The organism is Sporosarcina sp. FSL W7-1349 (assembly GCF_038003045.1).
In the GTDB taxonomy this organism is placed as follows: Bacteria; Bacillota; Bacilli; order Bacillales_A; family Planococcaceae; genus Sporosarcina.
The window spans coordinates 1-26644 of record NZ_JBBOOK010000001.1; the positions used below are offsets into that span (position 1 = coordinate 1).

Below are 26644 nucleotides of genomic sequence, written 5' to 3' on the forward strand. Positions count from 1 at the left end.
ACCATAGAAAAACTGCACCTCCAATTGTTAGATTGTGTCCAACAATTGGGGTGCAGTTCAAATTTCGAGCGTTTTTTTGGTGGAACATTTTGCTATCCTTCTTGAACTAAAACACCTGTTAGTTTAATAAATACATTCTGATTTATTACACATTATGATTGATCAGTAATGTTTTAAGATTTACTTTGTTGTGCTAATATTTTCACACATAAACATATTAGGAGGCGACCTTTATGAATTCGCATGAAAATAAAGTAAAGGAATTTTTAAGCTATAATAATGTAAAAGCTGAACACTTCGTATTTAGTCAATCTTGCCACTCCGTAAAAGAAGCCGCGGAAGCAGTTAATGGCTCGGAAGACGATTTTGTAAAAAATATTTGCATGATTGACTCAAATAATGAATTAATAGTGGCTATTGTAAAAGGAAACAATAGAGCTAGTACAACTCGTGTTGCAAAATCTTTAAATATAGAAAAGCCTAGACTTGCTAATGAAAATGAAATTATTGAACGTACAGGTTTCCCACCAGGTGGAGTTCCTTCTTTTGGTTTTCAAGCAAAATTTTTAGTTGATCCGAAAGTGACAAATATGGATTACATATATACTGGTGGTGGTTCCGAAAACTCATTAGTTAAAATAAATGTTCAAGACTTATTAAAGATCAATCAAGGTACTATTATTAAAGTGAGTAAATAGCAGCTCTTGACAACCGTATAAAATGACGGTTGTTTTTGCATTTTAAACTGCACAATATGTGTCAAATGCGACATAAAAAATCCCATTTTATTCTTCAACTAACCTGCTCCGTTGAACAAGAAAAAGAGCCATCTAAGCAGCTCCAATCTTCATGTAAAGTCCCGTTGGAGAAAGTCAATTAACGATTTAATTGATTTACTAAATCTTGTAATTTACTGTCTGTTTCAATATTTAGATCTTTTTCATACACATAAAACAACAACACATTATTAGTTTCATACACATTAAATGAAACCGTATTGACACTTGCTGTTTTTTCACGCCAATCTTCCCAACCCTTTTCTCGTTCGTCTTTTATATTATAGATATAAACTAATAGCATCTTTCCATCTAATTCATAAGAAAAAGGTCTAACCCCGTTAAGTTTCATTCCAAAAAAATTGCTGTCCTTACTAATTTTGCTTTTGTTTAGTGACAATTGCTGTTCTTCGAATGAAGATAGCACTTCTTCTAGTGTAATTGCATTGGAATCACTTGCTTGGCAAGCCGTTAATAAGAAGAACAATGATATAAAAGTGAAAGCTAATTTCTTCAATTAATCGCCTCCTTAAAATGTTAGACGTGAAGATAATTTATATGTTTCAAATCATTTACTTCTTAAACTAACCTGCTGCGATAGTTGAATAAGAGTTAATTCGAACAAGCCCTAATTAAAAATAGAAATACTATAATCATAATCACTGAGACAATATTTATTAAGCAACTACCACTTGGTGCACCAGTGGTTGCTTGTGCCCACGTATTATTTAAAGTGCCACCTGGATTCTTTCGTTGTTCTTTTGCTTTTAATCTTTCTCTTTCTTTTTCAGACATAAACCAACACACCCTTTACACTTTATTTACATTTACTACCACCTCATGAGTATCTAGCTACATTCTTTTTTCAACTAACCTGTTTCTTAGTGAAAAAGACTTCTAAATGACTTGGCCATGACAGTTCGGCTACCATGCCATTTAATTGAATAAATTACAAATTATTTCAGCTCTCGAAAATCTTCAAGTATAACGTGAACTACCTCTTCTCCACTATGATTATCGAATAAAATATCATAACTCTAAACTAATTTCGATTTCTCTTTGAATAATCTATTCCTTAATCTGTTTATATGTTGACTATACTGCTTGATTCGTCAAGAGTATATAGTTCGATGATTTTACATATAAAAGCAATTTCAGTGTCAAATTAGCTATACGCCATAATGCGATTAGTCTATAATATTGCTGTACATATAATCTAGGGGTGACAATATTGAGATTTACAGTCGGACGGAAGTTATGGGCCGGGTTTCTCTCGGTCCTTTTGCTGCTTATCCTTGTCGGAGTGACAAGTTATGCGTCGATGTCTTCGATGAATAAAGAGTACCGCTTTTTAATCGATGACCGCATTCAGAAAGTGTTATTGTTGGAAAACCTATCATCCATACAAGGGAAAATCGTGAGCAATGTTCGCGGCTATCTACTTTACAAGGATCAGCTCTATCTCCGGGATCTGGACCCAATGAGAGAGGAATTCATTCAATCGTGGAATGAATTAGATGAAAGCATCCGGACAGAAAGTGCTAGAGAGGCACTTGCAAATGTGAAAAAAGCAAGTGAGCAGTATAATAATAGTATCAATACCATGATACAGGAGTTGGATGGAGGCAATGACGCGGGGGCACGATCCATTGCGACTCAAGCGACCTCCTACCAAAATGTGTTGGATGCCAACATTACTATACTCATAGAGCATCAACTGGAACAGAAAGAAATCGCTGAAGATAACATTAATCAACAATTACAGAATATTAAAATTCTGATTTTTACGGTTATTGTTTTATCTATCCTGTTAAGCATTGCGGTCGCCTTCATCATCGCCCGTAGCATTGCACATCCGGTTGGAAAGATGACAAACGCGCTTGCTGAAATCGCTAAAGGGAATTTGGCAATCGAACCGATCCGCATTCGGAACAAGGACGAAATCGGAGAAATGGCGACTGCATTCAATGAAATGACGGATGACCTGCGCGGTATTATTTCACGGGCACGGGACACATCCGTCCAATTAGCTGTCCACGCGGAGGAATTGTCCGCCAGTTCGGAGGAGAGCCTAGCCGCCTCCGAACTAGTGGCGGAAATTTCGGAACGCAATTTAATTAGCAGTGACGAGCAAGTGAAACTCATTAATGAGGCTTCAGCTGCCATGGAAGAGATGATCGCTGGGATCGACCGGATTACCGAAGATAATGAGTTGATGCTCCGTTCTTCGGAAAGAGTGGCGCAATTGGTGATGGAAGGTTCCACGTTCATGGAAGATGTCAACAATCAGATGAATGTCATCAATACGACTATCGGTGAGTCGACAGAAATGATGAACGAGATGGCAAGCCAATCGGAAACCATCCGCAATGTGACAGGGCTGATTACGGCGATAGCTGAACAGACCAACTTATTGGCGTTGAATGCCGCAATTGAGGCGGCTCGGGCCGGTGAACATGGAAAAGGATTTGCAGTCGTCGCGGAGGAAGTCCGGCACCTCGCAGAACAATCGAAACAATCGGCAGCGGAGATCGGCCAGATGGTCGATACGATGATTCAAAACGTCAACCGTGCCGTAACAAGCACGCAAGAAGGCAACCAACGCGTCGAGGAAGGATTGGTTATCACAGAACGGACCGCGGAAGTGTTTGAACAGATTAAACAGGCGGAAGTGGATGTCAATGAGAAAGTGGCAACTGTGGCAGCGGCCATTGAACAAATTCGAGCGATGACGGACGAAGTGTCGAGCGGCGCGTCCCAAACACAAGTACTGGCGATACAGGCATCCGAAGAAGCGCAATCGACCAGCGCCGCGACTGAGCAACAATTGGCGGCAAATGAAGAGATTTCTTCCAGCGCGCAAATATTGGCGGAACTGGCGGAAAAACTGCAACGAGATATGGAAGGATTCGTCGTTTCAAAGACTAATGAAGAAGAAAGCTTCGGGAAGGAAAAGGAACCTGTGGAGGAGCAACAGGATATTTGAGCGGACTTGGGTTGATTGCGCGCAGCAATCAGCCTTTTTCTATTGGAAGGGAACGATTGCGGGGAAGCAGACATACGTTAGATAGGATGAAATGAAGAAGGAGTGGGACAGGGTGCAATCTGAATTTCTATATGATCCGTATTATGGGATGTCGTATCCGGATGGGATGGACTATCAGCAATGGAATCCGATGGTCGAGCAGCAAAGGGAAGGGGAAGGCCATACGCATGGCCATGGCGGGGCAACCACTTGCCAAGACGGCCATGTCCATTTGCACCCCGGCGTCACAAGCACACCGATTGAGACGGAACAAGGCCATGTCCATTGGATGGCTGGCAACACGACATTCGACGATGGACATATCCACCAATACGAGACGTATACGAGTATCCCGATTCCGTTGCCCGGGGGCTATCATACCCATTACGTGGAAATCCGAACGACCGAAGATGACGGGCATGTGCATATTATTAGAGGGTTTACCGAACCCTCTCAAAGCTGATAATTGAAAAGCCCCGTTTGCACGGGGCTTCCAATTAACCTTCAATAAGCTCGGCAATCGCCACTTCCGAACGTTCCTCCAACGACCTTCGCAGATGCACGGTTGCCGTTCTCCCGTCCTCATGGATTTTGTCGATCCATACCGAAACACCATTATAGCTAACCTCGATATCGCCGGGAGATGCGATAATCTGTTTCGCACGTTTCACTTCCAATTGCAATCCCTCCAAGATAATGTTCACTGTAAAACTCATATGAAAGACATTTATAGCGGATCTGTAAAAGTTCTGTGTATTCGCTTGACCTTCTCGAATCCTGCCGAACCGCTCATACCTACTATGACCCGGTGCTTGTATTTTATTCGACCCAACGGAATGGAAAAAGAAAGGAGTGTTGAAATGCAACGGCTCTATCGCGTCCGTCCGGGCGATACGGTGAACCGCATTGCCGCAAGATGGGGAATTTCCGCTGCCTCTCTTATTGCCGCCAATCGCTTGTCACCCCCTTATACGATATTTATCGGCCAGCAGCTGCTTATTCCGCTGGACGGGAACGGGACGATTGCTTATACATCCAAGCGCAACGATGCTTATGATATATGGCTTTTTCATCTGTCAAGCAGGGAACAGGAGCGGCTGACGACCGGACTGGGCGATTCGTTCTCGCATCCGACCTGGTCTTTGGATGGCAACAAGATCGCTTTTGTTGGAAAGGGCCGGATCATCTATGTCATCTATCTCGACACCCGTTCGATCGCGGCCATTGACCGGTTGGAGGCAGAAGGAAACGACTTTCTGGACTGGTCCCCGGACAGCCGCCGTCTCGCCTATGCGAAACGCGGCACTATCATCCTATATGACGTGATTGCACACGAAGCGAACCAAATCCGCCAGCCGGGTGCAACCGATGTCAATTGGTTTCCGAGTGGCAGCGAATTGTTGTTCCAGGCACTAGATCCAAATGGGAGCAGCCAGCTTTTCCGCGTCCGGACAAATGGCAGAGGCAAACAGCAGCTGACGCAAAATTCGGAAGGGCTTTTACAGAACGTGCGCTTATCCCCGGATGGTGCGTTTGCCTTGTATACGACGCCGGGCGCCAGCATCTCGATCATCCATACTGTCGATATCGCAACTCGGCAAGTGTATGAAGTGAAAGGAGGGCCGCTCGCCAAAAATTACTATCCGACCTGGTCTACTGACTCAAAGAGAATCGCCTTTAGCGCGACTGTATTCAGCGACAATCAGTACTTTTCTCAAATCCGGACAGCCGGTCGCCGGGGAGAAGGAGAACGAGTATGGGCCACATCGAATTGCTTTTCGACGCCGGTCACTTGGTCACCGGACGGAAGGGAAATCGCCTATCTCTCCGGCTGCACGGCGGTGGAATTTGCCTCAGAAATATGGTCTTTCCCATTGGATCATCCTGTCCCGAGACGCTTGCTGACAGGGGACGTCCAGTCACTGGCTTGGTCGCCGACAGTCTCAAATACAGCGTCGAAGAAAACGTATTCAAACGAAATGTATAAAGTTCGATTCGACTATCCAGCCGATTGGAATGAAGTGCGAAAAGAGAAGTACCAAGGACCAAACGGCTTTTTTCAGGTTTCGGCCGTTGCGGGCACATCCATCGAGGAAGTCTGCCACAATGAAGCGTTTCATGGCCTGCTGCCATATGGGACAACGCCGCAAATAAAGCAAACTCAAATTCAGGGGGAACCGGCTTGTTTTGTCATCCCGTCCCAAGACCAGCCTGAGATAATGGAACATCAAGCCGCCCTCATCATCCGTTATCCGCGTCCCGTGGAAATCGGCGGCCAGTCCTATCCATTTTTCATTCTCTGGGCGGATCGGGAGCATATCGATGAATTTGCCGAAACCCTGCACTTCCTCACCTAGCGGTATAAATAGATTTTCAGGTTCTCTTCTTGATCGATTGTGGCAAGTAGGATCTCCGATGCGGTTACATGATGGAGTGAGAATTTATCCATCAGCCATTCCGTATCCTTCCCTGCCTGCCGCAACCCTTTCAAATCGACCTTACCTTCCCGAATGACAACAATATGGTGGGAAAACGGCTTTTTCACCAGCTGTACATCTTCTGGCGTCAGCGGCTGTCGTTGGGGAGAGAGGAAGAAAGAAATCGTGCCATCCGGTTCCCAAAGCGCCAAAGCGATGTCATCGATTTCCTGGATTTTCTCTTTCCGTGCCTCAGACAATAAGTGATCAATCGTAATCCGGGACTTCCGTAAATTGGCATATCGAATTTCCCCGTATTGGACGAGTGGATAGGGGGTTGGTTCAGACCATTTCCGAAAGGCTTTCCACTTTAATGTTAGTTGCACAAATAAAATATATAAAACCATCAAGACAGTTGTAGTGATCAAAGATCCTTTCATTCCCAAGCCCTCATCGGAAAGTGGGTGGGCCAGAACATTCCCCAATATCAAGGCGATTGTAAAGTCGACAAGCCGCAACTGGGAAATGGACCGTTCTCCCATCAATTTGGTTACAATCAATAAAAAGAAAAAAGCGATCACTGCACGCAATATCCATTGCAAGCTGGTCAATGTCTCTTGGGCGTGAAAAAAATCCATCGTCTCCTCATCCTCGTTCTCCGTATTCATCGATCAGTATTTCCAAGACCGCAGGAATTATGTGAAGGGCGATTCGATGGACAACTTTATCCTTTCAAGGTACGATTTTTGAAACAGGCACGGTCGGGTTGCTGAATGGAAAGTAGGGAGAATGATGATCCGGACAATGGGACTTACGACAAACGAAGAATGGCTATTCGACTTCACGCTCGAGGAACTGAGCACTCTCTCCTTGCAATGGTATTGGGTCGACTTGGACCGCCCTTCCTTGGAAGAGGAGTCCTTGTTGCACTCATTTTTCCAATTCCATCCGTTGGCCATTGAGGACTGCTTGCAGCGCCTGCAGCGGCCGAAGATGGATTATTACGATGGGTATGCTTTCTTTGTCCTGCATTCCCTTTGCCAAGATGACTTGGAAGCGGAAGAATTGAACCTTTTCCTAGGGGAAGACTTTGTAGTCACCTTTCATTACAATAAACTTCAGGAACTGCCGGAAGTCCGGGATAAAATCGTCCAACAGACGAAACGATGGGATCGGGGAAGTGTCTTCCTTGCTTATTTGATCATGGACAAGGTCGTCGACTTTTATTTCCCGATTCTCTATCAAATCGAGGACCATTTGAACGATGTCGAGGAGCAACTATCGCCTTCGACCGTTGAATTGTCGATGGATTATGTATTTGAAGTCCGAAGTGATCTGCTCCGGCTGCGCCGGACGATCTACCCGATGCGGGAGTTGCTGTATCGGGTCTTGAATTCGGATCGGCTAGGCCTAACTCTTCATGAACAGAGGTACTTTCAGGACATTTACGACCATCTCCTCAGGCTCGGGGAAATTATCGAATCGAATCGGGAACTGACGGCGGACATCCGGGATAGCCAACTATCCATCAATTCCAATCGTATGAATAGCATTATGATGACGCTGACCATCATTTCCTCCATTTTCATCCCGCTAACTTTCATCGCGGGTGTCTATGGCATGAACTTCGATCACATGCCAGAACTTCACTGGCATTATGGCTATTTCATTGTCCTCTTCGTTATGCTCCTGATTGGGGTATCCATGTTGCTATGGTTCAAATACAAAGGATGGCTCCGGATTTAGACAAGGGCTCGGACCCGGATTCGGCGGGCTCGGATTTGGTGCCAGGCACGCAAACAATCGTGTTTATTAAAACAAACGTGAATATTTAAACATTCACGTTTGTTTCTGCACCAGGCACCCGAAATACTTCCACGGCTTCGTATTTTGGGGAGTTTTGCGGGTGGATGGTGAATAAAGTGAACTCGGTGACAGGGAAGGGAGCCGGGTCGAAGCTTTCTTTTGCCAAAGAGAGTGGAGGTTGGCCCTCCTTCCTTTTCTTCGCTATGGTGATATGCGGAGTGAACCGGTTATCGAGCGGCTTTCCGAGCAGAGCAGTGATTTTCGTATTGATGGACTGTTGCAAGGCATCCAGTTCGGGAGGGTGGCTGACGGACAAATAAACGACCCGTGGCCCTTTCGGGGAACCGAAAAAGGAGAGGCCGTCAACCGTCAGTTGGAAAGCGGAACTGTTTTTGGCAATGTCACTGAGTTGTTGCCGAATGGCTGGCAGTCGTTGGCTATCAACATCCCCGAGAAATAGCAAAGTGATATGCAGATCCTCCGGGTGCGGAATGACTTTATATTGGCTAGGCAACTGGTATTTCGACAAGTATTTTTCTACCTGGCCAACAATCGAAGCCGGGGTTTTGATTCCTATAAAGTAATGCTCCAACATCGTCTCCTCCAATCTATCGTACTTTTCACAGTGTACCCCGAACGCGAAGCGGTAGTCACGACGAATTGCATGGAAAATGACAAACCTCGCCCGACAACGCCAGATAATTATGTATAATGGAGCAAGGAGGAGATGAGGAATTATGATAAAAACGATCATTTTTGACTTGGATGATACATTGCTTTGGGATCAACATAGCGTTGCGATGGCATTCCGCAAAACATGTGAACATGCTGCCGAAGCGGTGGATGTCGATCCTGCAGCACTTGAAGAAGCCGTTAGGGAAGAGGCACGGCAATTATACGCATCTTATGAAACGTATGCTCATACCCAAAACATTGGGATCAACCCGTTTGAAGGGTTATGGGGAACGTTTGACGATGAAGGTGACAACTTCCAGAAAATGAAAGGAATCGTTCCCGGCTATCGCCGTGACGCTTGGACAGGCGGTCTAAAGAAACTCGGAATTGATAACCCGCAACTTGGCCAAGAATTGGCAGAGCGATTCCCAGCAGAGAGGAGAAAGCATCCGTTTGTTTACGAGGAAACGTTCCAAGTGCTGGATCGTTTGAAAGGAAATTACACTTTGGTCCTCTTGACGAACGGCTCCCCAAGCTTGCAACAAGTAAAACTGGAAATCACGCCGGAAATCGCGCCTTATTTCGACCACATCGTCATCTCGGGGGCGTTTGGAAAAGGGAAGCCGGACGCGTCGATTTTTGAGCATGTCTTGGAGAAGGTGGAAGGCTCGGCCGATGAGGCGTTGATGATCGGAGACAATCTCATGACTGATATCCTTGGTTCATCCCGTGTCGGCATGCGCAATGTATGGATTAATCGTGAGGATAAAGCGCCAAGCGCAGAAGTGATCCCGACTTATGAAATCGACCATCTCGATAAGCTTTTCAGCATTTTGGAAGAACTGGCGGAGAAAGAACCCGCTCAATAATAAGAAAAACGCTGACTCCTTGGAATCAGCGTTTTTCATTATCTTCTTACAGATCGACAGCTTTTACATCATGGATGTCTTCAAGCTCTTTCAGGCGTTTCAGTTCAGACGGTTCGACGTGGTGGTCGACAGTCAACATCATGATGGCGTCTCCGCCGGCAGATGATCTACCCACCTGCATTGTCGCGATGTTGATGTTTTCCTGGGCAAGCATCGTTCCGACACGGCCGATTGCTCCTGGCTGGTCATGGTGTTTGATGAAGAGCAAGTGACCTGCTGGCGTGAAGTCCACGACATAGTCATCGATTTTGACGATGCGCGGTCCTAAGCCGTTGAGCAATGTACCTGCAACGCTGCGTGTGCCGCGTTGCGTAACGATTTCAACAGTGACCAGGTTCAAGAAGCCTTTTGTCGTCGTTGTTTTGATTTCATTTACTTTAATGCCGAAACGGTCTGCCAATAGTCTAGCGTTGACGTCATTGACATGGCTGCCAAGATTCCGTTTCAACAGACCTTTTACTGTATTGCGTGTCAAAGGACGGACGTCATAATTGGCAAGCTCTCCGGAATAGTGAATATTGATCTCTTCGATTACAGAGTTATGGATGCGGGATAGGAAGATCCCCAAGTTCTCTGCCAAGTCGAAGAATGGTTCGATTTTCGCAAGCACTTCTTTAGAAACAGACGGCAGATTGACTGGGTTGCGGACAGCGCCTCCTGTGAAGAAGTTGACCACATCGATACTGACGTCGATTGCGACGCTTTCTTGCGCTTCTATCGTGCTCGCACCCAAATGCGGTGTTGCGATGACTTCCGGAAGAGTCAACAGCTTATGATCGACAAACGGTTCCTCTTCGAACACGTCGAGCGCCGCTCCCGCTACTTTTCCAGAGACGATGGCATCATACAGAGCATCCTCGTCAATGATTCCACCGCGGGCACAGTTGATGATCCGAACGCCGTCTTTCATCAGCTCGAACGCTTCCTTATTGATCATATGGCGAGTTTCTTTCAATAAAGGCGTATGAATGGTGATGAAATCTGATGCTTTCAACACATCTTCCACCGTACCGAACTCGACTCCCATCTTTTTCGCTTTCTCTTCAGTCAAGAATGGATCGTAGGCAATGACGTTCATCCGTTGGCCTTTCGCACGCTCGGCCACTTCCGCACCGATCCGGCCTAGGCCGACGATGCCCAATGTTTTGTTTTTCAACTCGACACCGATGAAAGATTTCCGGTCCCATTTTTGGTTTTTCAATGAATTGAACGCTTGTGGAATTTTCCGGGCTAATGCCATCAGCATCGCTACCGTATGTTCTGCGGCAGAGTTCGTGTTTCCGTCTGGCGCATTAACGACGATGATTCCGTGTTCCGTCGCTGCATCCAAGTCGATATTGTCGACGCCGACACCCGCACGACCGATGATTTTCAACCGTTCTGCTTTTTCGATGATTTCTTTTGTCACTTGCGTCTGGCTTCTCACCAATAAAGCGTCGAAGTCTTTGATCTTTTCAGCAAGTTCCTCCGGTGTATTCGTCGTATCGATGACAATGTTAAACCCTTCCGCTTGTCGTAATGGATAAATACCGTCTTCGCTTAATGGATCACTGATCAATATATTGTAAGTCATTCTTATTCTCTCCTTCATTATTCTGTCTTCGCTATGTACATGCAATCAACCGGTAACTCGAAACTAAAGAAATTTCAACGCAATTTCCCCTTTCGCTTCAAATGAAAATAAAAAAGCCTTCCGCCCCCTACAAATGTAAGGGGCGAAAAGCTTGTTATTTACGCGGTACCACCCTTATTCGCTGCCATGCAAAACAACAAGACAGCCTTATGGCATGCGTAACGTGCATGAGCCGTATAGGCCTACTGATCATAAACGTTCAGCCTATCAATTCGGGAGTGCTACTTCATGTAGAAACCGCTAATTCCCACCAGCCATTAGCTCTCTAAAGATTTCAACCCATAAAGTTTCTCCGTCAAAATGTTTGAAGCAATATTAAATTTAGAATTAATAATAACAAATCAGGAATAAATGTCAATAGCAAACGACATATTTTGTTCGAAGAGCTGCATTCATTTTACTTTTCGGATCTTTCCCAAACCCGTAAAGAAGGGTACGGATCGAATGCCCATTCCGTCCGTCCATTGTATTTGTACATTCCATAATGCAGATGAGGCGGGAATTTTCCGGACGTCCCTTTCTTTCCATATCCTGAATTCCCGACATACCCAATGACCGTTCCAGGTTCTACGATGTCTCCTTCCTTCAGTCCTTCATTGAAATAGGCGAGATGGGCAAAATAATGATACGTATTATGATGGTCCCGGATGCCGATCCGCCAGCCGCCGTATTCGTTCCATCCCATTGCCTCAATTACGCCGAAAGAAGTGGCCCGTACGGGAACGCCATAACTGGCAAACAGGTCGGTACCTTCGTGTATTCGCCGGCCGCCCCAGCCGCGTTTCGCACCCCAAGTCCCGCGATAGCTGTAATTATGCTGTTTCGGCAGGGGGAAGGCATGCTCATCGAGATCAATCGTTTCAAAATGCTTGAAAAGCTTGGCGATGGTCAGCACTTGATTGACAGTTTCTTCTCGCTCGTAATAATCCAATAAAGCTGATTCAAAATCCTCTTCCGCAGGACCATACTTGCTGAGGAACGAGCCCATTGTGAACAGAGCATCTTCATCGCCAGTTGGATCCGCAATGCCATCCTCGTTGCCATCCGCACCATTGCCTGCAAAAAAAGCAATCGATTGAGGGGAAGTGTCTTCCGGGTAGGGATTCAAGGCGCCTACCCAAAATTCACTGGAATAGGTGATAGAAATCGCCCCATCTTTTTTCGGGATGTCTTTTCGGACTTGCTGGATATTCCGCTCGAATTGATCGATTGCTGCCAAGTGGTACCAAGGAATGGATTCATCTTCAAAATGCAAATACAACTGCATCCGGTTCTGTAAAATCTCTTCCCTCGTCGGCTCTTCATTTGCGGAAACGACCGTGATGAAAACGGACAGAAGCATGAGAAGATACAGGGGGAATAAAATCCAATGACGCACTTGAAAAGCCTCCTTTTTCTACGTCCTATAGCATTTCCCGAACGCCGGTAATTATGATTGTGAAAATCTGTATAGGAAAACGCCAACTTCACATAATAGGAGTGACCCGGAATAGCAGGGGAAAAAATAATGAAAAGAGGATGGCTGAAATTGGGTATTTTAAGTGGGAATCCGAAAGAGCAACCGTTGCATTACGGAGAAGTGATCGGGATTTGGGCATACGTAGGTGCGAATAACGGGCTGATTAGCGCGTATGAAGCATTCATGAACCATGCAGGAGATCGTGACCTGATTGAATTGTTGGATGAAGCGGTCAAAGAGATGCGGTCGGAAAATAAGGAACTCGAAAAGGTTTTGAAAGAGAATGGGATCACTCCGCCACCGTCCCTGCCGGAAAGGCCAAAAGCCGATGCGGAGGAAATTCCTCCAGGTGCCCGGTTCATGGATCCGGAAATCAGCGCTGCCGTTTCGATAAACGTTGGACAAGCAATGGTTTCCATCAGCCAAGTGATGGGCCAGTGTCTACGAGAGGATATCGCCATGATGTTCGGTAAATTCCAAGCAGCAAAAGCGATGTTCGGCGGCAAGTTGCTGCGCATGAACAAGGAAAAAGGCTGGATCATCCCACCCCCTCTCCATAAGGATTCACCAGCCTCCTGAATAAATACCGAAAAAATGCGAAAAGGAAATGCCTGAAAACCAGGCAAGTTTCTTTTCGCATTTTTTTGCTGTAAAATCGAGGAAAGGGGGATGGTCCATGATCCGAAAATTAACGGAAGCCGATCGGAGAAACGCATTGCAATTCGTATCGGAACGACCGGCGGAAAATTTATTCATCATCGGGGATATCGAGGTGTATGGATTCGACAACCCGATTCAGATGTTATGGGGCGAATTCGCAAAAAGTGGGCGGTTGCGCGCTATCCTGTTGAAATTCATTGATAATTATATTGTCTACGCGCCAGATGAGTTCAATGCGGAAGGGTTTGCAAAAATCATGAACGAAGACCATGATTTCAAATTTCTCTCCGGCATCGAATCGATCATCCGCCAAGTCGAGCCATATTTGGATAAACAACCGGCCGATCCGCGGATTCTCCATTATGCAAAATGCGAGCAGGCAGACCGGCTGCAAAAGGTTCCGTCTCACATTGAAGTGAAACGAGCGGTCCCGGACGATGCGGAACGGATTGTGGAGCAATTGCGAGGGGTTCCCGAATTTGCATCCAGCACATTCGACGTCGAACGGAATAGGGAAACGCTGCACAACGGCAGTGGACGGACCTGGTACATCGAGAAAGACGGACAAATCATCAGCTCGGCTTCCAGTACAGCCGAAAATAGCCAATCGGCCATGATAGTCGGGGTAGGGACTCTCCCGGAACATCAAAAGCGAGGGCTCGCCTCCTACTGCATGTCGGTACTGTGCAAAGAATTGCTGGACGAGAGCAAAATGCTTTGTTTATTTTATGATAATCCGGATGCGGGAACCATTTACAAGCGGATCGGCTTTGTCGATATCGGAAAATGGGGCATGTGGAGTTTTAATTGAATTCTGTCTAAGAATGAAAAAACTAGATATTACGCCAAAGCGTAAATACAAATTGGAGGAATTGGGAAATGAAGAAACTGGAATCAATCGAACAATTCAATACCTTGAAAAATGATGGAAGGACGATTTTCATGTTTTCCGCAGACTGGTGTCCGGATTGCCGGGTGATCGAGCCCATTTTACCGGGAATCGAAGCGGACTATCCGGAATATACATTTATATATGTGGACCGTGATGATTACATTGACTTATGCCAAGAAATGGACATTTTCGGGATTCCAAGCTTCGTCGCATATCAGAATGGCGAGGAAACCGGACGTTTTGTCAGCAAAGACCGGAAGTCGAAAGAGGAAATCGAGAACTTCATCAACGGACTGGACCAGTAAGGTTTAGGGAGGCGTGGCATGAAACCAGTCATCGGATTGACATCGAATATGAACGTCGATGGAAAACATGAAATCGATCCCGAGTACATGGCTGCCATTTTGCTGGCGGGAGGGCTGCCGTTCATCATCCCAGCCGACGTAGAACAAGAGGCGGAGCAGGCGGCTTCCTTGCTGGACGGTTTGGTGCTGACAGGAGGGAAGGATATCGATCCCCAGTGCTACGGGGAGGAACCGCATCCGAAGCTTGGGGAAGTGTCACCGGCACGTGATCGGATGGAAATCGCCTTAGTAGGGCAAATGAAAGCGGCGGATAAACCAATTTTGGGTATATGCCGTGGTATCCAATTGCTGAATGTCGCGTTTGGAGGGGATTTATTTCAGGATGTGGAAGGTCAGATGGATCGTCCCGTCTTGCAACATGCCCAAAGAGCCCCGAGATCTCATCCTTCTCATACAGTGAAACTGGAAAGTGGGAGTGTTCTGGAAGAAATCGTTGGGGAACCTCTTCTCCAAGTGAATTCCTTTCATCATCAGTCTGTAAAAAGAGTGGCGGCGTCGCTTCGCATTTCCGCGTTCTCAAACGACGGGATTGTGGAAGCGATCGAGGGCCGGGAAGGGAACTTCCTCCTTGGGGTCCAATGGCATCCGGAGCGTCTTGCCGTGGCGGGAGATGCCCCATCCTTGCGCATCTTCAACAGTTTCATTCAAGCGTGCGCGAAAAGACGAGACAAAAGCTGAGCGATCCGAAGCTCGGCTTTTTATTATGGAATGAAAGATCTGATTTACAATCAAACTGTCGAACAGTGCAAGCAATCCAATCTTTTCGCATAAAAGCACCGGAAGAGAACAGTCTAACAGAGTGGAGGTGATACGAATGACTGCGAATAAAAACAACAAGAACCAAAAAGACCGGGAAGAATACGGATATGGCTATGACCGAAGCGTGGACGACCTCCAAGTGATCGGGCAGAACAATGCAGCCAAAAAAGAGAATAAGAATAAGATCAATCCAAAGAAATGAACAAAAACCAAGCTTCACGACATGTCAAAATCGGAAGCTTGGTACATATCCTGCAACTGTTCCTCTTCCGCGACGACCTGCAAATCATCCGCCGTAATCGAGAGTACTACATAACCGGTTTTCTCCGCGAACTGATCCGCCATCCGCTTGACAAATTTTGGCGATCCCTCATTCTCCTCGTCATACACAAGCAGCATCCCATCTGAATTCCTCAAGAAAAACTTATCTTTCTCAATGAATTGCCACGGCGCTTCATATGGTTTATTGGTGAGTGGTTTATAAAAATCGGCTTGGGCGACGATGGAATGATATTTCTCCTGTTTCGTCTCGTTCCAGTTCTTCTCTTGCTCCAAAAAAGGCGGCATGACGGCGAGATGCAAATCGGGGTATTCCTCTTGCAAATCCAGAACGACCTCCGCCGCCCATGTCTCGACGCCCAATTGTCCGCTGATGAGCACCCATTCCAGTCCCTCATCCAATAAAGAAGTCAGCCGTTTCTCAATCGCTTTCTTCACAAAGCGGATGCCGGGGTGTTTTTCATCGAAAATACCGAGTTCATGTTGTTTATAGCCTGTTATGACTAGCCGTTTCAATGGCAGCCTCCTCTTATTACCTATTTTCTTATATTTCATCAAAAGGTAGTGATATTTGGAAACAATTTTATCCCCGTTTTAACCCCAATCCTCTTGTAAATACAAAAAAACACCGCCCAATTTGGACGGCGCTTGCTTATAAACATTGATATAATAAGCTTTAGAAAAGCCGCCTTTGCCGTATCGTTAATCATGAAAGTTTTAAACCACCACTCCTCAAAGTGGGTGTTCGCAAGAACGTTCCTGTTTGTCCCGATTGCCTAAGAAATCGGGCCTGCCATTCCAGTTCTTATATAAAACTCCCTTTTACAGCTTAAAGGTTAAAACTTAATGTGTATACGAACAATGCAGCTTGTATATTGATTATATACGAGCAGTGGATTGTTTTCAATAGAAAATAATTCCACGATTATTGATTCTGTGCAATTTCGTCCAGAAGAATCTGGGCGCCTTTCGGACTCAAGTACATGCCGTTGGAATACATCTTGTTTTCCGGAGTCACTTCACCTGTTACAGCACAGGCTTCACTGATTGTGTATTTGCGTAATAGGATCATATCCTCATCCACAAAAATCTCCATCGGAGTCCCTGTACCTAGTTGCAACGTATTTCGTAATTCTTTTGGAATGACGATGCGGCCCAACTGGTCTACCTTTCTCACAATACCTAAACTTCGCATATAGTTGAATTCTCCTTTACTTCTATTTTTTATATAACTTATCTTCATTGTACTGGAAAATAAAAAAAACGCCAGAAATAAGAAAAAGTCCTATAACAGAAATTATCGGGTATCAAGCAGAAGATTCTAAACTCAGAGAAAAGGACGTTTACTTTCCAGTTTTTAATAGTATAATTAAGGATAGCCTAAACAATACAATCAAATATTCTTATCAAGAGAAGCTGAGGGACCTGGCCCGATGACGCTTCAGCAACCTCCACTCCGTGAGAAAGGTGCTACTTCCATCAAGATTGAATTCTTGAGAGATAAGAACAGAGCGAATGACAAAACCCTCTTTTCTTATCATATAGAAAAGAGGGTTTTCTGTATTTGATTTTAACTAATGTCAGCTGGCTGATTTCAGTTAAGGGCCTCCGGCGTATGTCAAAGATTTTGAAATGAGTTAAGGTTGGCAACTAAAGGACTCGACGTCCAGTTTCTAAATTGCCGTAAAGAACGCAGAAATGAAGGCCAATCAAAATTTGGACGTATTTACACCGAGGCGTAATTGAGTAGATATTATGAAAAGGGAGAGATGGGTTATGCCGATTAATATTCCGAAACACTTGCCGGCAGGCGAATTACTGAAAGAAGAAAAAATCTTTGTCATGGACGAGGACCGGGCCGTTTCACAAGATATTCGTCCGTTGAATATTATAATCTTGAACTTGATGCCGGAAAAGGAGAAGACCGAATTACAGCTCCTACGGCTGTTGGGAAATACGCCGTTGCAGGTGAATATTACGTTCATGACGATGGCTACACATGAATCGAAGAATACGAGCAAATTCCATTTAGACGCCTTCTATCAAACATTCGATGAAGTAAAAAACCGCCGTTTTGACGGAATGATCATCACGGGTGCCCCTATCGAACATTTGGAATTCGAAGATGTGAATTATTGGGAAGAATTGAAAACGATCATGGACTGGTCGAAGGACAATGTCACTTCCGTGCTCCATATCTGTTGGGGGGCCCAAGCCGCGTTATACCATCATTACGGCATTAATAAGCATGAGCTTCCTCATAAGTGCTCCGGGGTCTACGATCATACGTTGACCGATCCTACGATCAATCTGGCCCGCGGATTCAATGATGAATTCAAAGCACCGCATTCCCGTTATACGGAAGTGGCTCTGGAAGATATCGAAAACGATCCACGTTTAATCCTATTGGCCAAATCGGACGATGCAGGAGCCTTTATTATCATTTCCAAAGATGAAAAGCATATTATGATTACCGGCCACCTGGAATACGACGCCACGACGTTGGCTGAAGAGTACGAGCGTGATTTGCAAAAAGGCATCGATATTGCACTGCCTGAAAACTATTTCCCGAACGACGATGTGAATGCAAGCCCGGTCAACTCCTGGCGCTCCCATACACATCTTTTGTTTTCCAATTGGCTGAACTACTATGTTTACCAACAAACCCCTTACGAATGGAATTAAGGGCTGTCCCTCGCCGATCTGTCGATTGGCGAGGCGTTTTTTCATTTACTTAAGAACTTTTGAATCGCCTGTTGAGCGAGTTTCGTCTTTTCCATGTCTTCCATCGGTGGATTATAAAGACCTGCCCGTACGTTCAAATAATACCGGTGCATCGGATTGGATTCGGATAATGCGCGGGATCCGACAATGCGCATCGCCTTGTCCACGACTTGGATCGCTGCGTTGGTGACGGCCACTTTCGTAACACTGAGCGCCTCGTCGAAATGGGAACGGTCCTTTGCCTGTTCATAGCGCTCAATCGTACCGTAAAGAAGATGGCGTGCCGTTGCCAGTTCCAGCTCCATTTCGCCGATTAGCTGCTTGATGTTCGGTGCTTCGGCAATCGGCTTGCCTAAGGACGTCGGGACATAGGAAGTGGCAAATTCCAACGCATGCGATCTGGCAGCTGTTGCTATCCCGATATAACATGAGGGAATATGGAGTAGCCATCCTTTGTTTTCCGGCTTCTTCAATGAGTTACGCTGAAGGATGTTGGACACCGGCACCTTCACATTGTCTAATACCAGGTTATGGCTAGCCGTGCCGCGCATCGCCAGCATATCCCATGTCTCTTTGATCGACACGCCAGGAGCATGGCGAGGAATGATGATCAGATCCACCTCGTCGTTTTCGTTGGTCGCTGTCACAAGGAAGTAATCGAGAACGGGGGAGACCGAAGTGTAAGTCTTCTCCCCATGGACAATCAATTCATCTCCAGCTGCTTTGACAGTCGTGGTCGGCAGTGCGCCGCGCAACGGGCTCCCAGCATTGTTTTCGGAAGCTGCCGTATTGATGAGCGCTCCTTTTCCAATCTCCTTCAAGAGCCAATCTGCGGCTTCCTCGTCCCAATGCCGATTTTCGACGTATTGCAGAATGATCCCATTATGCCAACCGATCGACAGACCAGTCGATCCGCTGCCTTCTGAAATCGCTTCTTGGGCTAAAATATATTCATACAAGCCCAATCCTTGGCCGCCGTACTCTTTTGGCAAAGTTAGCCGATGATAATCGATTTTCTTCAAATCTTGGAAGTCCTCATAGGGGAAAGAACCGAGCGCATCCAATTGTGGTTCTCTTTCTTTAAAACGAGGTTTCAGTTCATTGATCTTATGTAAAAGCTTTTTCTGCTTCTCCGTTTTGATGAATGTTTCCATTTCTATACACTCCTCATGACCTTCTCTTTTTATAATACCACTAAACTTATAGGATTTGATTTCAAGTAGCTAAATTCTTTACAAGGCATAAGATAAGTAAGAAAGGGAGGGTCATATGGGCTTATATATGAACACCGATCATCATTCCGCCATCTATCGGAATAACGGAAGCATGGAAGGGCTGAATCAGGACTCGTTCAAAAAGGATTTCCTCACTGATTGGAAGGAAGAACAGCAGTCGATATTCAGGCAACAGCGCTCCGCATTGGAAAATGTGCTTCGTCAGCAAAGACGGATGCAAGCGATTCAGCATCAACTGATAGAGGAACAGTCATTTGCCAAGCGGCATCAGGAGGAGCAAGACGAGGCAATGAGGGAAGAGATGCTTGGGCTTTTCAATAAAATCAAGCTAGAACATATTCGCTTGCAGGCAGAATTCCAGCAATCCATAGAGCAGCAATGGTTCCCAATCTGGAAAGCAGTAGAAGAAATGAAAGAACGATTGGATCATCTGGAACAACTGAATAAGGAATTGGTAAACCGGTTAGGGGAGCAAACGGAAGCCCAGCATCGGATGGTGGAGTGGAAAGCGGATTATGAGAGTGCACAACAAGAAGTGATGCAACGGTTGGACAACCAAGAAGGCCTCATTGATAAAATCATGAGGAGATTGGATCATTTGCGATCCATCTTTTTCGAAAGAACCCACTTTCTTGCAGAAAAAATAGAAGCCGGCTCACCGTCCTCCAAACAGTTAGCTCAAGGCAGCGAACGTTCCTTGACGTTATACAAAAAGAACGATATCCAAGACGATCAGGAGTAAAGGGAGCCATCTTATAGCATGTATACCTCGCCCCGTTTAGTGAGACACTTCGGATAGCTAGCTGGAGGTGCATGCAGAGATGGAGGATATGTTGAAGCTGGATTTTTGGGAAATGATCATTCGAACGACATTGACATTTATCGTGTTGCTGATCCTTGCCCGGTTTATGGGGAAGAAGCAGATTTCCCAATTGACCTTTTTCCACTACGTAACCGGAATCACCATCGGGTCGATTGCGGCGGATATCGCGGGAGAATCGAAGATGCCGTTCTTAGATGGGATGGTCGCAATGATTTGGTGGGCGGTCTTGACAATACTGACTAATTATATTGCATTCAAATCGAAAAAAGCGAGGGTCCTTTTCGATGATAAGCCGACCATCATCATTCGGGACGGAAAGTTGTTGAAGGTGTCCCTTGAGAAGACGCGCCTTCATCTGAACGATTTGAACATGATGTTACGGGAACAAAACATCTTTTCGTTAAAGGATGTGCAATATGCAATCTTGGAGCCGAATGGTCAGTTAAGTGTCATGAAGAAAAGCGATCTGGAACCTGCAACTAAAAAAGACGTCAAGGCACCCGCACCACAACCGAAGTATGTTCCAACAGAAATCATTTCCGATTATCAATTGATTCCCGAAAACCTGAAAGAACTGAATTTGACCGAGGAATGGCTGACCGAGCAGTTAAAGAAGCAAGGGATCGGTCAGATAGACCAAGTTTTTTATGCGGAGATCCAATCAGATGGATCACTTCATGTTGATATGGGTGATGGGTAATGAGAGAAGAAAAAGCCGTAAACTTCAATGTTCACGGCTTTTTTGTTGCTTCGAAGTTCGGATTAATTTTTCAAGAGCAAACGTTTGCTGATGGAAACGTCCGAATCCATAGCAGCTTGTGCGACCGCTTTTGCCACTCTGTCGACAACCCGCTCATCGAACGGATCTGGGATGATATAATCGTCCCTCAGGTCGGAATCGTCGATGATGTCTGCAATGGCATGCGTTGCCGCCAATTTCATGCTTTCGTTGATTTCCGTCGCGCGCACGTCGAGCGCACCGCGGAAAATTCCAGGGAATGCGAGGACATTGTTGACTTGGTTCGGATAATCGGAGCGTCCTGTCGCAATGATCCGCACGCCATATTCATGCGCCAAAGACGGTGCGATTTCCGGCAGCGGATTGGCAAGGGCGAATACGATCGGATCTATATTCATGCTGTCAATCAAATCTTTCGTCAAAATATTGGCGACGGACACACCGATAAAGACGTCCGCACCTTCCATTGCATCCCGCAAAGAGCCGGTCAATTGGCGAGGATTGGTAATTTCGGCAATTTCATGTTTGACCGGATTCATATCATTTGGCCGGCCTTTATAGATGATCCCTTTTGAATCACAAATGATGATATCTTTGAAGCCAAGGTTGAGAAGAAGCTTGATGATCGCAACTCCTGCTGCACCTGCTCCGTTTACGACAATCCGTACGGAACCGATTTCTTTCTTGACCACTTTCAACGCATTTAATAATCCAGCGCCTACGACAATCGCCGTTCCATGTTGGTCATCATGGAAAACTGGGATGTCCAATTCTTCCCGGAGCCGTCTCTCCACTTCAAAGCAGCGTGGTGCCGAAATATCCTCCAGATTGACGGCGCCGAATGTCGGGCTCATCAACTTCACAGTGCGTACGATTTCATCGACATCTTTCGTGTCCAGACAAATTGGGAACGCATCGATATTTGCATATCGTTTCAGCAAAAGTGCTTTTCCTTCCATGACGGGCAATGCTGCTTCCGGTCCGATATCCCCCAGGCCCAATACAGCAGTTCCATCCGTTACAACGGCCACCAAATTCCCTTTGATTGTATATTCGTATACAAGAGAGGGGTCGTTTGCGATTTCTACACAGGGTTCTGCAACACCAGGAGAATACGCCAAACTTAGATCCGTTTTGTTTTCAAGTGGTACCTTTGACACGGTTTCCATTTTTCCCTTATGAATTTGATGCATTTCCAACGAAGACTCATATCGTCCTGTCATGTAACATACCCCATTCTGTAGATTTTTATTTATGAATATAAATTATTAACATGAATCCAAACAAAATACAAGATGGATTATTCCTTAAAGTCAAAATATTTGAATATAGTAACCGGTTACATTGCTGTTACAACAACGTTTAGGAGGTCTTACGACCAGCTATAAAATTTTTTTATTAGTTATCGTTTCAAGCAAATTTATTGAATTTGTTAAATGTTTCACATAAAATGAATGAAAGTCAGTCATTTGTGAGGAGGAATTTTCCATGGGAAAAAGGACAGCGATCATCCAAGCAGCCATAGCGGCCTTTCAAGAAAATGGAGTGGAAAAGACGAAAATATCCGATATTGTCAAAAAAGCTCAGATTGCGCAAGGGACGTTTTATTTGTATTTTCCATCGAAATTGGCGCTTATGCCAGCAATTGCCGAGGTGATGGTGGAGAAGACGATGGAGGTTGTGCAGAAAACAGTTAAGGAAAAAGCCCTGTTTGAAAGAAAGTTAGAACAGCTTGTAGACGCTATTTTTCTTGTAACGGAAGAGTATCACGATGTGCTTGCCCTTATTTATTCAGGTTTAGCCGCGACAGAACATCTGAAAGAATGGGAGACGGTTTATGCTCCTTTTTATGAGTGGCTCAGCCAATTTTTGCAGGAAGGGAAGGCGGAGGGAGAGATTCGTTCATCCATCCAGCCCGACCGGATAGCCAAACTTATTATCGGACTAATAGAATCTGCGGCCGAGCAAATCTATTTATATGATGTAAGTCAGGAAGATCAGGCACGTATTCAGAAGGCGGAAGTTAATGAGTTTTTAAGGTACGCCCTCGGCATGGAGGAGAAATAAAAAATAGATTGCTGCTCGGATCGATTCGTTTAGAGAATAATGAATGATAGTCAGTCATATTAGAGAAGGAGAAGTTTTTATGAGTAAATCATGGTTCTATGTGGCGATGACCAGTTTCTTTGAATTGGTTTGGATTTATGGATTTAATGTGGCTGCCGCGTGGTGGCATTGGGTATTCATTGTCTGTTGTATTTTTATCGACTTTCATTTCTTGACGAAAGCTTGCGAAAAATTGCCGACGGGGACAGTTTATGCGGTATTCGCCGCGGTCGGCACGGCGGGAACAGCTTTGATGGATATTTTCTTTTTCGGTGAATCGTTGAGCGCCAGTAAATTATTTTTCATCGGGTTATTGATCATTGGTGTGGTCGGTTTGAATATGGCAGATCGGGCGGAAGAAAAGAAAGCTATGAAAGGGTTTTGATGATGGGATGGTTTTATGTCTTTTTGGCGGCGGCAAGTGAATTAGTCGGTGTAATTGGGCTGAAAAAGTATAGTCACCAAAAAACGGCAGGCAGCGGTTTTTTATATTTGGCCGGCTTTGGCGGAGGGTTTGCATTTCTATATCTTGCCTTCCACTACTTGCAAGTGAGTATCGCCTACTCAGTCTGGATCGGCATCGGGACAGCGGGTGCCGTGTTGATCAACATGATTTTTTTCGGGGAGTCAAGAAGTGCGGGGCGGATAATCAGTGTACTCTTGATCGTCATCGGGGTCGTCGGTTTGAAGATGGTGTCTTGAAGCGTACAGATAATGAAAAACGAAGCCGGAAAGAGGCTTCGTTTTTGTCGTCATCCAGCCATCGGCGCCGTACGCTTTTGTTAGATGATTTCCCAATTCCGTTGTTCCGCGACTGCTTTCAAACGGCTTTCTGGATTGACGGCCACCGGGTTTCCGACAAGGTCTAATACGGGCAAATCTGACAAACTATCGCCATACGCGAAGCTGTTTTCCCAGTCGATCGGTTTTCCATTCAACACGGCTTTAATCTTCTCCGTTTTTCTAGGACCTTGTACATGGAAGAGTGGGGTACTGGAGTCGATTTTTTGATTATCCGTAAACCGGATATCTGTTCCGATGATTTCATCGAAATGCAAATCCCGCGTCACGGCATACAGAAACGGAGTGTAGGCGCCCGAAACTAGCATCACTTGGATATCGTCTTCGATATGCTGCCGCAGTCTGGAGACGATCTCTTCATTAAGCCCCCGACGGACAGGATCGATCAGTTCCGTGAAATAATGTTCCAATTCGGATTGAGATAAATCTTTTAAGGAATCCAGATAAATTTGCATCGAGCGCTCCTTCATCCGGGTTTCGGGCACAAGTTTCATCTTATATCCTATGTATGGCGGGAGAATGGTTCGAAAAAAGGCCTTGTATTTGGAACGATGGATCGGGTGGTGCTTAAGATGGTCCATTAACAACTGGAATGTCTCAGACGAATATAAGGTACCATCGAAGTCAAAGATTGCAACGCGCATCGTCATCACCTTTTCGATATTTTTTGGAAATAATTCTTCATTCCATCATACAGCGTCTGGGGAATGATGGCAATGTATGCTTGGGCCGTGCGGTTAGAGTGGGTTTTATGGGCGAAGGCAGTTATAATGATATGCAGAGAGTGAGGGATTCGGACGATGCAAAGAAAGCGGAACAAGCCGGGGATGTCCGGGAAGGAAGCCCAACAATATACAGTGGAGGAGAAGATAGAACTTCTTTCCTTTTTGCTCGGCTGCATGAAGAAGAGCAGCCGCAACTCGGTCAAATCGGTGTTGGCACGTGGGCAGGTGACTGTTGATGGCAAAGTGGTGACCCAATATAATCATTTACTGGAACCGGGGCAGCAGGTTGCGATCATCAGCAATCAGGCTGCGAAAAGCGAGAGTGATTTGAAAGGTGTATCCATCCTCTATGAAGATGATGATCTCCTTGTGGTGAATAAAGAAGCGGGGATTCTGACGATGGCAGATCGGAACGAGAGGGAGATGACCGCTTATCGTCAAGTGACAGACTATGTCCAGCGAAAAAATCCGAAAAATCGGATTTTCATTGTCCATCGGTTGGATAAGGATACATCGGGGGTTCTCCTGTTTGCTAAAAGTGAAAAGGTGAAACATATTTTGCAAAACGCGTGGAATGAACGGGTGAAGGAACGGACATATATCGCGCTCGTGGAAGGCGTCGTCGGGAAAAACGAAGGGACGATTTCGTCATGGCTGAAAGAAAGCAAAACGTTTAAGATGTTTTCCAGTCCGACCGATAATGGGGGACAGCATGCGGTGACGCACTATCGGAAAATCCGTTCGAATGGACGGTTCACGTTGTTGGAAGTTCAGTTGGAAACAGGCCGGAAAAATCAGATCCGTGTCCATATGGAAGATATCGGCCATCCGATTGTCGGGGATCGAAAATATGGGGCAACAGGAAATCCATTAAAACGTCTCGGTCTGCATGCTTTCGCTATCGCAATCATCCATCCGAGGACGGGAGAATTGATGCGTTTCGAGGCGAAAGTGCCTTCCGGTATCACTGCAAAGTCGAGATAATGTGGGGGATAGGGAATGGAACTGAAAAAATTTGAAGATTTGGAGCAAGCCCAACTGACCGTTTCATTTGGCAGCCAGCGATTATTCGTTTCGGTCTTTTTTATCGATGGGTTGCTGATTGATACGGGGCCTTCCAAGATGAGGGCGGAACTAATTCCGTTATTCGAAGAATGGAAGATGAACGAAGTGGTATTGACCCACCATCATGAAGACCATACCGGGATGGCGAATTGGATTCAGCGGCATAAACAGATTCCTATTTATTTACACGAGATTGGAATACCGGCATGTGAGCGGGACATGGATCTTCCTTTCTACCGGAAAGTGTTTTGGGGTGAACGGAAGCCATTTCAGGCGCTGCCCCTTCAACAGAGGCATCGGACACCAAATTATGAATGGGAGGTCATTCATACGCCGGGCCATGCGGATGATCATGTGGCGTTATGGAATCGAGAAAAGGGATGGATGTTCGGGGGAGATTTGTACGTCCAATCATCTCCAAAAAGCTCATTTGCATTCGAGTCGATTCCAGGAATCATCCAATCATTGCACAAGGTGTTGACGTATGATTTCGAGACTTATATTTGTTCGCATGCCGGTGTGATCCGGAATGGAAGAAGTGTTATTGAAAAAAAGTTGGACTATTTGACCGGAATTCAGCAGGAAGTTCTCCACATGGCGGGGCAAGGGTTGACCAATCGGGAAATCCGCAAACAACTTTTCCCGAAGCGCCATCCCATGCATTATCTTTCCTTTTTCGAAAACTCGCCGATGCACCTCGTCAACTCCATACTGGCAAGATCATAAAGAAAGAGGCTTCCGATTCGGAGAG

General features: G+C 45.6%; 31 protein-coding genes, 1 other RNA gene, 1 riboswitch and 1 other annotated feature. Of the genes, 19 read left to right on the forward strand and 13 right to left on the reverse strand.

Annotation, left to right across the window (positions count from 1 at the left end; genetic code table 11):
* Positions 1–233 precede the first annotated feature (233 nt).
* On the forward strand, positions 234–698 hold the full coding sequence (locus MKY41_RS00005; protein WP_340743104.1) for an aminoacyl-tRNA deacylase: 465 nt from the start codon (positions 234–236) through the stop codon (positions 696–698).
* 178 nt (positions 699–876) lie between these two features.
* On the opposite strand, the gene MKY41_RS00010 is transcribed toward MKY41_RS00005, so the two are convergent.
* Positions 877–1293, reverse strand: a complete 417-nt coding sequence (locus tag MKY41_RS00010; RefSeq protein ID WP_340743105.1) for a hypothetical protein — start codon at positions 1291–1293, stop codon at positions 877–879.
* A gap of 95 nt (positions 1294–1388) precedes the next feature.
* A complete protein-coding gene (locus MKY41_RS00015) occupies positions 1389–1571 on the reverse strand; it encodes a hypothetical protein (protein WP_340743106.1) in 183 nt (60 codons plus the stop codon).
* A 436-nt stretch (positions 1572–2007) separates the two neighbouring features.
* Between MKY41_RS00015 and MKY41_RS00020 the strand changes: the two genes are divergently transcribed.
* Together MKY41_RS00020 and MKY41_RS00025 are read left to right on the forward strand one after the other, a co-directional pair.
* Positions 2008–3762 (forward strand): methyl-accepting chemotaxis protein, encoded by a 1755-nt coding sequence (locus tag MKY41_RS00020; protein ID WP_340743107.1) that lies wholly within the window; start codon positions 2008–2010, stop codon positions 3760–3762.
* Positions 3763–3874: 112 nt separating this feature from the next.
* Entirely contained in the window at positions 3875–4264 is a 390-nt protein-coding gene (locus MKY41_RS00025) for a YmaF family protein (protein WP_340743108.1), read from the forward strand.
* Positions 4265–4298: 34 nt separating this feature from the next.
* On the opposite strand, the gene MKY41_RS00030 is transcribed toward MKY41_RS00025, so the two are convergent.
* Entirely contained in the window at positions 4299–4478 is a 180-nt protein-coding gene (locus MKY41_RS00030) for an H-type small acid-soluble spore protein (RefSeq protein WP_340743109.1), read from the reverse strand.
* A gap of 183 nt (positions 4479–4661) precedes the next feature.
* Here MKY41_RS00030 and MKY41_RS00035 point away from each other — a divergent pair, with 183 nt between their 5' ends.
* Positions 4662–6158 (forward strand): LysM peptidoglycan-binding domain-containing protein, encoded by a 1497-nt coding sequence (locus MKY41_RS00035; protein ID WP_340743110.1) that lies wholly within the window; start codon positions 4662–4664, stop codon positions 6156–6158.
* Here MKY41_RS00035 and MKY41_RS00040 read toward each other — a convergent pair.
* Positions 6155–6886 carry a DUF421 domain-containing protein gene (locus tag MKY41_RS00040; RefSeq protein ID WP_340743111.1) on the reverse strand — a complete coding sequence of 244 codons (732 nt, stop codon included), beginning with the start codon at positions 6884–6886 and terminating at the stop codon, positions 6155–6157. The two genes, MKY41_RS00035 and MKY41_RS00040, sit on opposite strands and share 4 nt — an antisense overlap.
* A 124-nt stretch (positions 6887–7010) precedes the next feature.
* Here MKY41_RS00040 and corA point away from each other — a divergent pair, with 124 nt between their 5' ends.
* Positions 7011–7964: a magnesium/cobalt transporter CorA gene (corA, locus tag MKY41_RS00045; RefSeq protein WP_340743112.1), complete on the forward strand. Its 954-nt coding sequence runs from the start codon at positions 7011–7013 to the stop codon at positions 7962–7964.
* Positions 7965–8049: 85 nt separating this feature from the next.
* Here corA and thpR read toward each other — a convergent pair whose 3' ends face one another.
* On the reverse strand, positions 8050–8619 hold the full coding sequence (gene thpR, locus MKY41_RS00050) for an RNA 2',3'-cyclic phosphodiesterase (RefSeq protein WP_340743113.1): 570 nt from the start codon (positions 8617–8619) through the stop codon (positions 8050–8052).
* A 142-nt stretch (positions 8620–8761) separates the two neighbouring features.
* Between thpR and MKY41_RS00055 the strand changes: the two genes are divergently transcribed.
* On the forward strand, positions 8762–9568 hold the full coding sequence (locus MKY41_RS00055; RefSeq protein ID WP_340743114.1) for an HAD family hydrolase: 807 nt from the start codon (positions 8762–8764) through the stop codon (positions 9566–9568).
* A 46-nt stretch (positions 9569–9614) separates the two neighbouring features.
* On the opposite strand, the gene serA is transcribed toward MKY41_RS00055, so the two are convergent.
* Together serA and MKY41_RS00065 are read right to left on the reverse strand one after the other, a co-directional pair.
* The gene (gene serA, locus MKY41_RS00060; RefSeq protein WP_340743115.1) at positions 9615–11201 is read right to left on the reverse strand and encodes a phosphoglycerate dehydrogenase; all 1587 of its coding nucleotides are present in this window, start codon (positions 11199–11201) and stop codon (positions 9615–9617) included.
* A 135-nt stretch (positions 11202–11336) separates the two neighbouring features.
* Positions 11337–11569: a binding site (T-box leader), on the reverse strand.
* Positions 11570–11658: 89 nt separating this feature from the next.
* Positions 11659–12639 (reverse strand): M23 family metallopeptidase, encoded by a 981-nt coding sequence (locus MKY41_RS00065; protein ID WP_445683289.1) that lies wholly within the window; start codon positions 12637–12639, stop codon positions 11659–11661.
* Positions 12640–12789: 150 nt separating this feature from the next.
* Here MKY41_RS00065 and MKY41_RS00070 point away from each other — a divergent pair, with 150 nt between their 5' ends.
* The 5 genes from MKY41_RS00070 to MKY41_RS00090 all read left to right on the forward strand — a co-directional run bounded on the left by MKY41_RS00070 (position 12790) and on the right by MKY41_RS00090 (position 15598).
* Complete coding sequence (locus MKY41_RS00070) at positions 12790–13299, forward strand: DUF3231 family protein (protein ID WP_340745588.1); 510 nt, start codon at positions 12790–12792, stop codon at positions 13297–13299.
* Between the two features lie 97 nt (positions 13300–13396).
* Positions 13397–14191 carry a GNAT family N-acetyltransferase gene (locus tag MKY41_RS00075; RefSeq protein ID WP_340743116.1) on the forward strand — a complete coding sequence of 265 codons (795 nt, stop codon included), beginning with the start codon at positions 13397–13399 and terminating at the stop codon, positions 14189–14191.
* 68 nt (positions 14192–14259) lie between these two features.
* Positions 14260–14577 carry a thioredoxin family protein gene (locus MKY41_RS00080; protein WP_340743117.1) on the forward strand — a complete coding sequence of 106 codons (318 nt, stop codon included), beginning with the start codon at positions 14260–14262 and terminating at the stop codon, positions 14575–14577.
* A gap of 18 nt (positions 14578–14595) precedes the next feature.
* Positions 14596–15315, forward strand: coding sequence for a gamma-glutamyl-gamma-aminobutyrate hydrolase family protein (locus MKY41_RS00085; RefSeq protein WP_340743118.1), 720 nt, complete (start codon positions 14596–14598; stop codon positions 15313–15315).
* 136 nt (positions 15316–15451) lie between these two features.
* Complete coding sequence (locus tag MKY41_RS00090) at positions 15452–15598, forward strand: hypothetical protein (RefSeq protein ID WP_340743119.1); 147 nt, start codon at positions 15452–15454, stop codon at positions 15596–15598.
* Between the two features lie 14 nt (positions 15599–15612).
* On the opposite strand, the gene MKY41_RS00095 is transcribed toward MKY41_RS00090, so the two are convergent.
* The 3 genes from MKY41_RS00095 to MKY41_RS00105 form a co-directional block, all read right to left on the reverse strand.
* A complete protein-coding gene (locus tag MKY41_RS00095; RefSeq protein WP_340743120.1) occupies positions 15613–16230 on the reverse strand; it encodes a DUF1273 domain-containing protein in 618 nt (205 codons plus the stop codon).
* A gap of 123 nt (positions 16231–16353) precedes the next feature.
* Positions 16354–16548: non-coding RNA, 6S RNA (gene ssrS, locus MKY41_RS00100), on the reverse strand.
* Positions 16549–16600: 52 nt separating this feature from the next.
* Positions 16601–16870, reverse strand: coding sequence for an AbrB/MazE/SpoVT family DNA-binding domain-containing protein (locus MKY41_RS00105; protein WP_340743121.1), 270 nt, complete (start codon positions 16868–16870; stop codon positions 16601–16603).
* 205 nt (positions 16871–17075) lie between these two features.
* Positions 17076–17182: riboswitch (SAM riboswitch) on the forward strand.
* A gap of 269 nt (positions 17183–17451) precedes the next feature.
* On the opposite strand from MKY41_RS00105, the gene metA reads away from it, so the two are divergent.
* The gene (gene metA, locus MKY41_RS00110) at positions 17452–18360 is read left to right on the forward strand and encodes a homoserine O-acetyltransferase MetA (RefSeq protein ID WP_340743122.1); all 909 of its coding nucleotides are present in this window, start codon (positions 17452–17454) and stop codon (positions 18358–18360) included.
* A gap of 41 nt (positions 18361–18401) precedes the next feature.
* Here the strand turns inward: metA and MKY41_RS00115 are convergent, their stop codons facing one another.
* The gene (locus MKY41_RS00115) at positions 18402–19553 is read right to left on the reverse strand and encodes an acyl-CoA dehydrogenase family protein (protein WP_340743123.1); all 1152 of its coding nucleotides are present in this window, start codon (positions 19551–19553) and stop codon (positions 18402–18404) included.
* A 115-nt stretch (positions 19554–19668) separates the two neighbouring features.
* Here MKY41_RS00115 and MKY41_RS00120 point away from each other — a divergent pair, with 115 nt between their 5' ends.
* Both MKY41_RS00120 and MKY41_RS00125 read left to right on the forward strand, forming a co-directional pair.
* The gene (locus MKY41_RS00120) at positions 19669–20376 is read left to right on the forward strand and encodes a hypothetical protein (RefSeq protein ID WP_340743124.1); all 708 of its coding nucleotides are present in this window, start codon (positions 19669–19671) and stop codon (positions 20374–20376) included.
* 79 nt (positions 20377–20455) lie between these two features.
* Positions 20456–21157, forward strand: a complete 702-nt coding sequence (locus tag MKY41_RS00125; RefSeq protein ID WP_340743125.1) for a DUF421 domain-containing protein — start codon at positions 20456–20458, stop codon at positions 21155–21157.
* A gap of 62 nt (positions 21158–21219) precedes the next feature.
* Here MKY41_RS00125 and MKY41_RS00130 read toward each other — a convergent pair whose 3' ends face one another.
* Positions 21220–22419, reverse strand: a complete 1200-nt coding sequence (locus MKY41_RS00130; RefSeq protein ID WP_340743126.1) for an NAD(P)-dependent malic enzyme — start codon at positions 22417–22419, stop codon at positions 21220–21222.
* Positions 22420–22684: 265 nt separating this feature from the next.
* Here MKY41_RS00130 and MKY41_RS00135 point away from each other — a divergent pair, with 265 nt between their 5' ends.
* From MKY41_RS00135 to MKY41_RS00145, 3 genes are all read left to right on the forward strand, one after another.
* Positions 22685–23263: a TetR family transcriptional regulator gene (locus MKY41_RS00135; RefSeq protein ID WP_340743127.1), complete on the forward strand. Its 579-nt coding sequence runs from the start codon at positions 22685–22687 to the stop codon at positions 23261–23263.
* Positions 23264–23342: 79 nt separating this feature from the next.
* A complete protein-coding gene (locus tag MKY41_RS00140; protein ID WP_340743128.1) occupies positions 23343–23687 on the forward strand; it encodes a DMT family transporter in 345 nt (114 codons plus the stop codon).
* A 2-nt stretch (positions 23688–23689) separates the two neighbouring features.
* Entirely contained in the window at positions 23690–24004 is a 315-nt protein-coding gene (locus tag MKY41_RS00145; RefSeq protein WP_340743129.1) for a DMT family transporter, read from the forward strand.
* Between the two features lie 80 nt (positions 24005–24084).
* Here the strand turns inward: MKY41_RS00145 and MKY41_RS00150 are convergent, their stop codons facing one another.
* Entirely contained in the window at positions 24085–24747 is a 663-nt protein-coding gene (locus MKY41_RS00150) for an HAD family hydrolase (protein ID WP_340743130.1), read from the reverse strand.
* A 156-nt stretch (positions 24748–24903) separates the two neighbouring features.
* Between MKY41_RS00150 and MKY41_RS00155 the strand changes: the two genes are divergently transcribed.
* Positions 24904–25812 carry an RluA family pseudouridine synthase gene (locus MKY41_RS00155; protein WP_340743131.1) on the forward strand — a complete coding sequence of 303 codons (909 nt, stop codon included), beginning with the start codon at positions 24904–24906 and terminating at the stop codon, positions 25810–25812.
* A gap of 15 nt (positions 25813–25827) precedes the next feature.
* A complete protein-coding gene (locus tag MKY41_RS00160) occupies positions 25828–26619 on the forward strand; it encodes an MBL fold metallo-hydrolase (protein WP_041075857.1) in 792 nt (263 codons plus the stop codon).
* Positions 26620–26644: the final 25 nt, after the last annotated feature.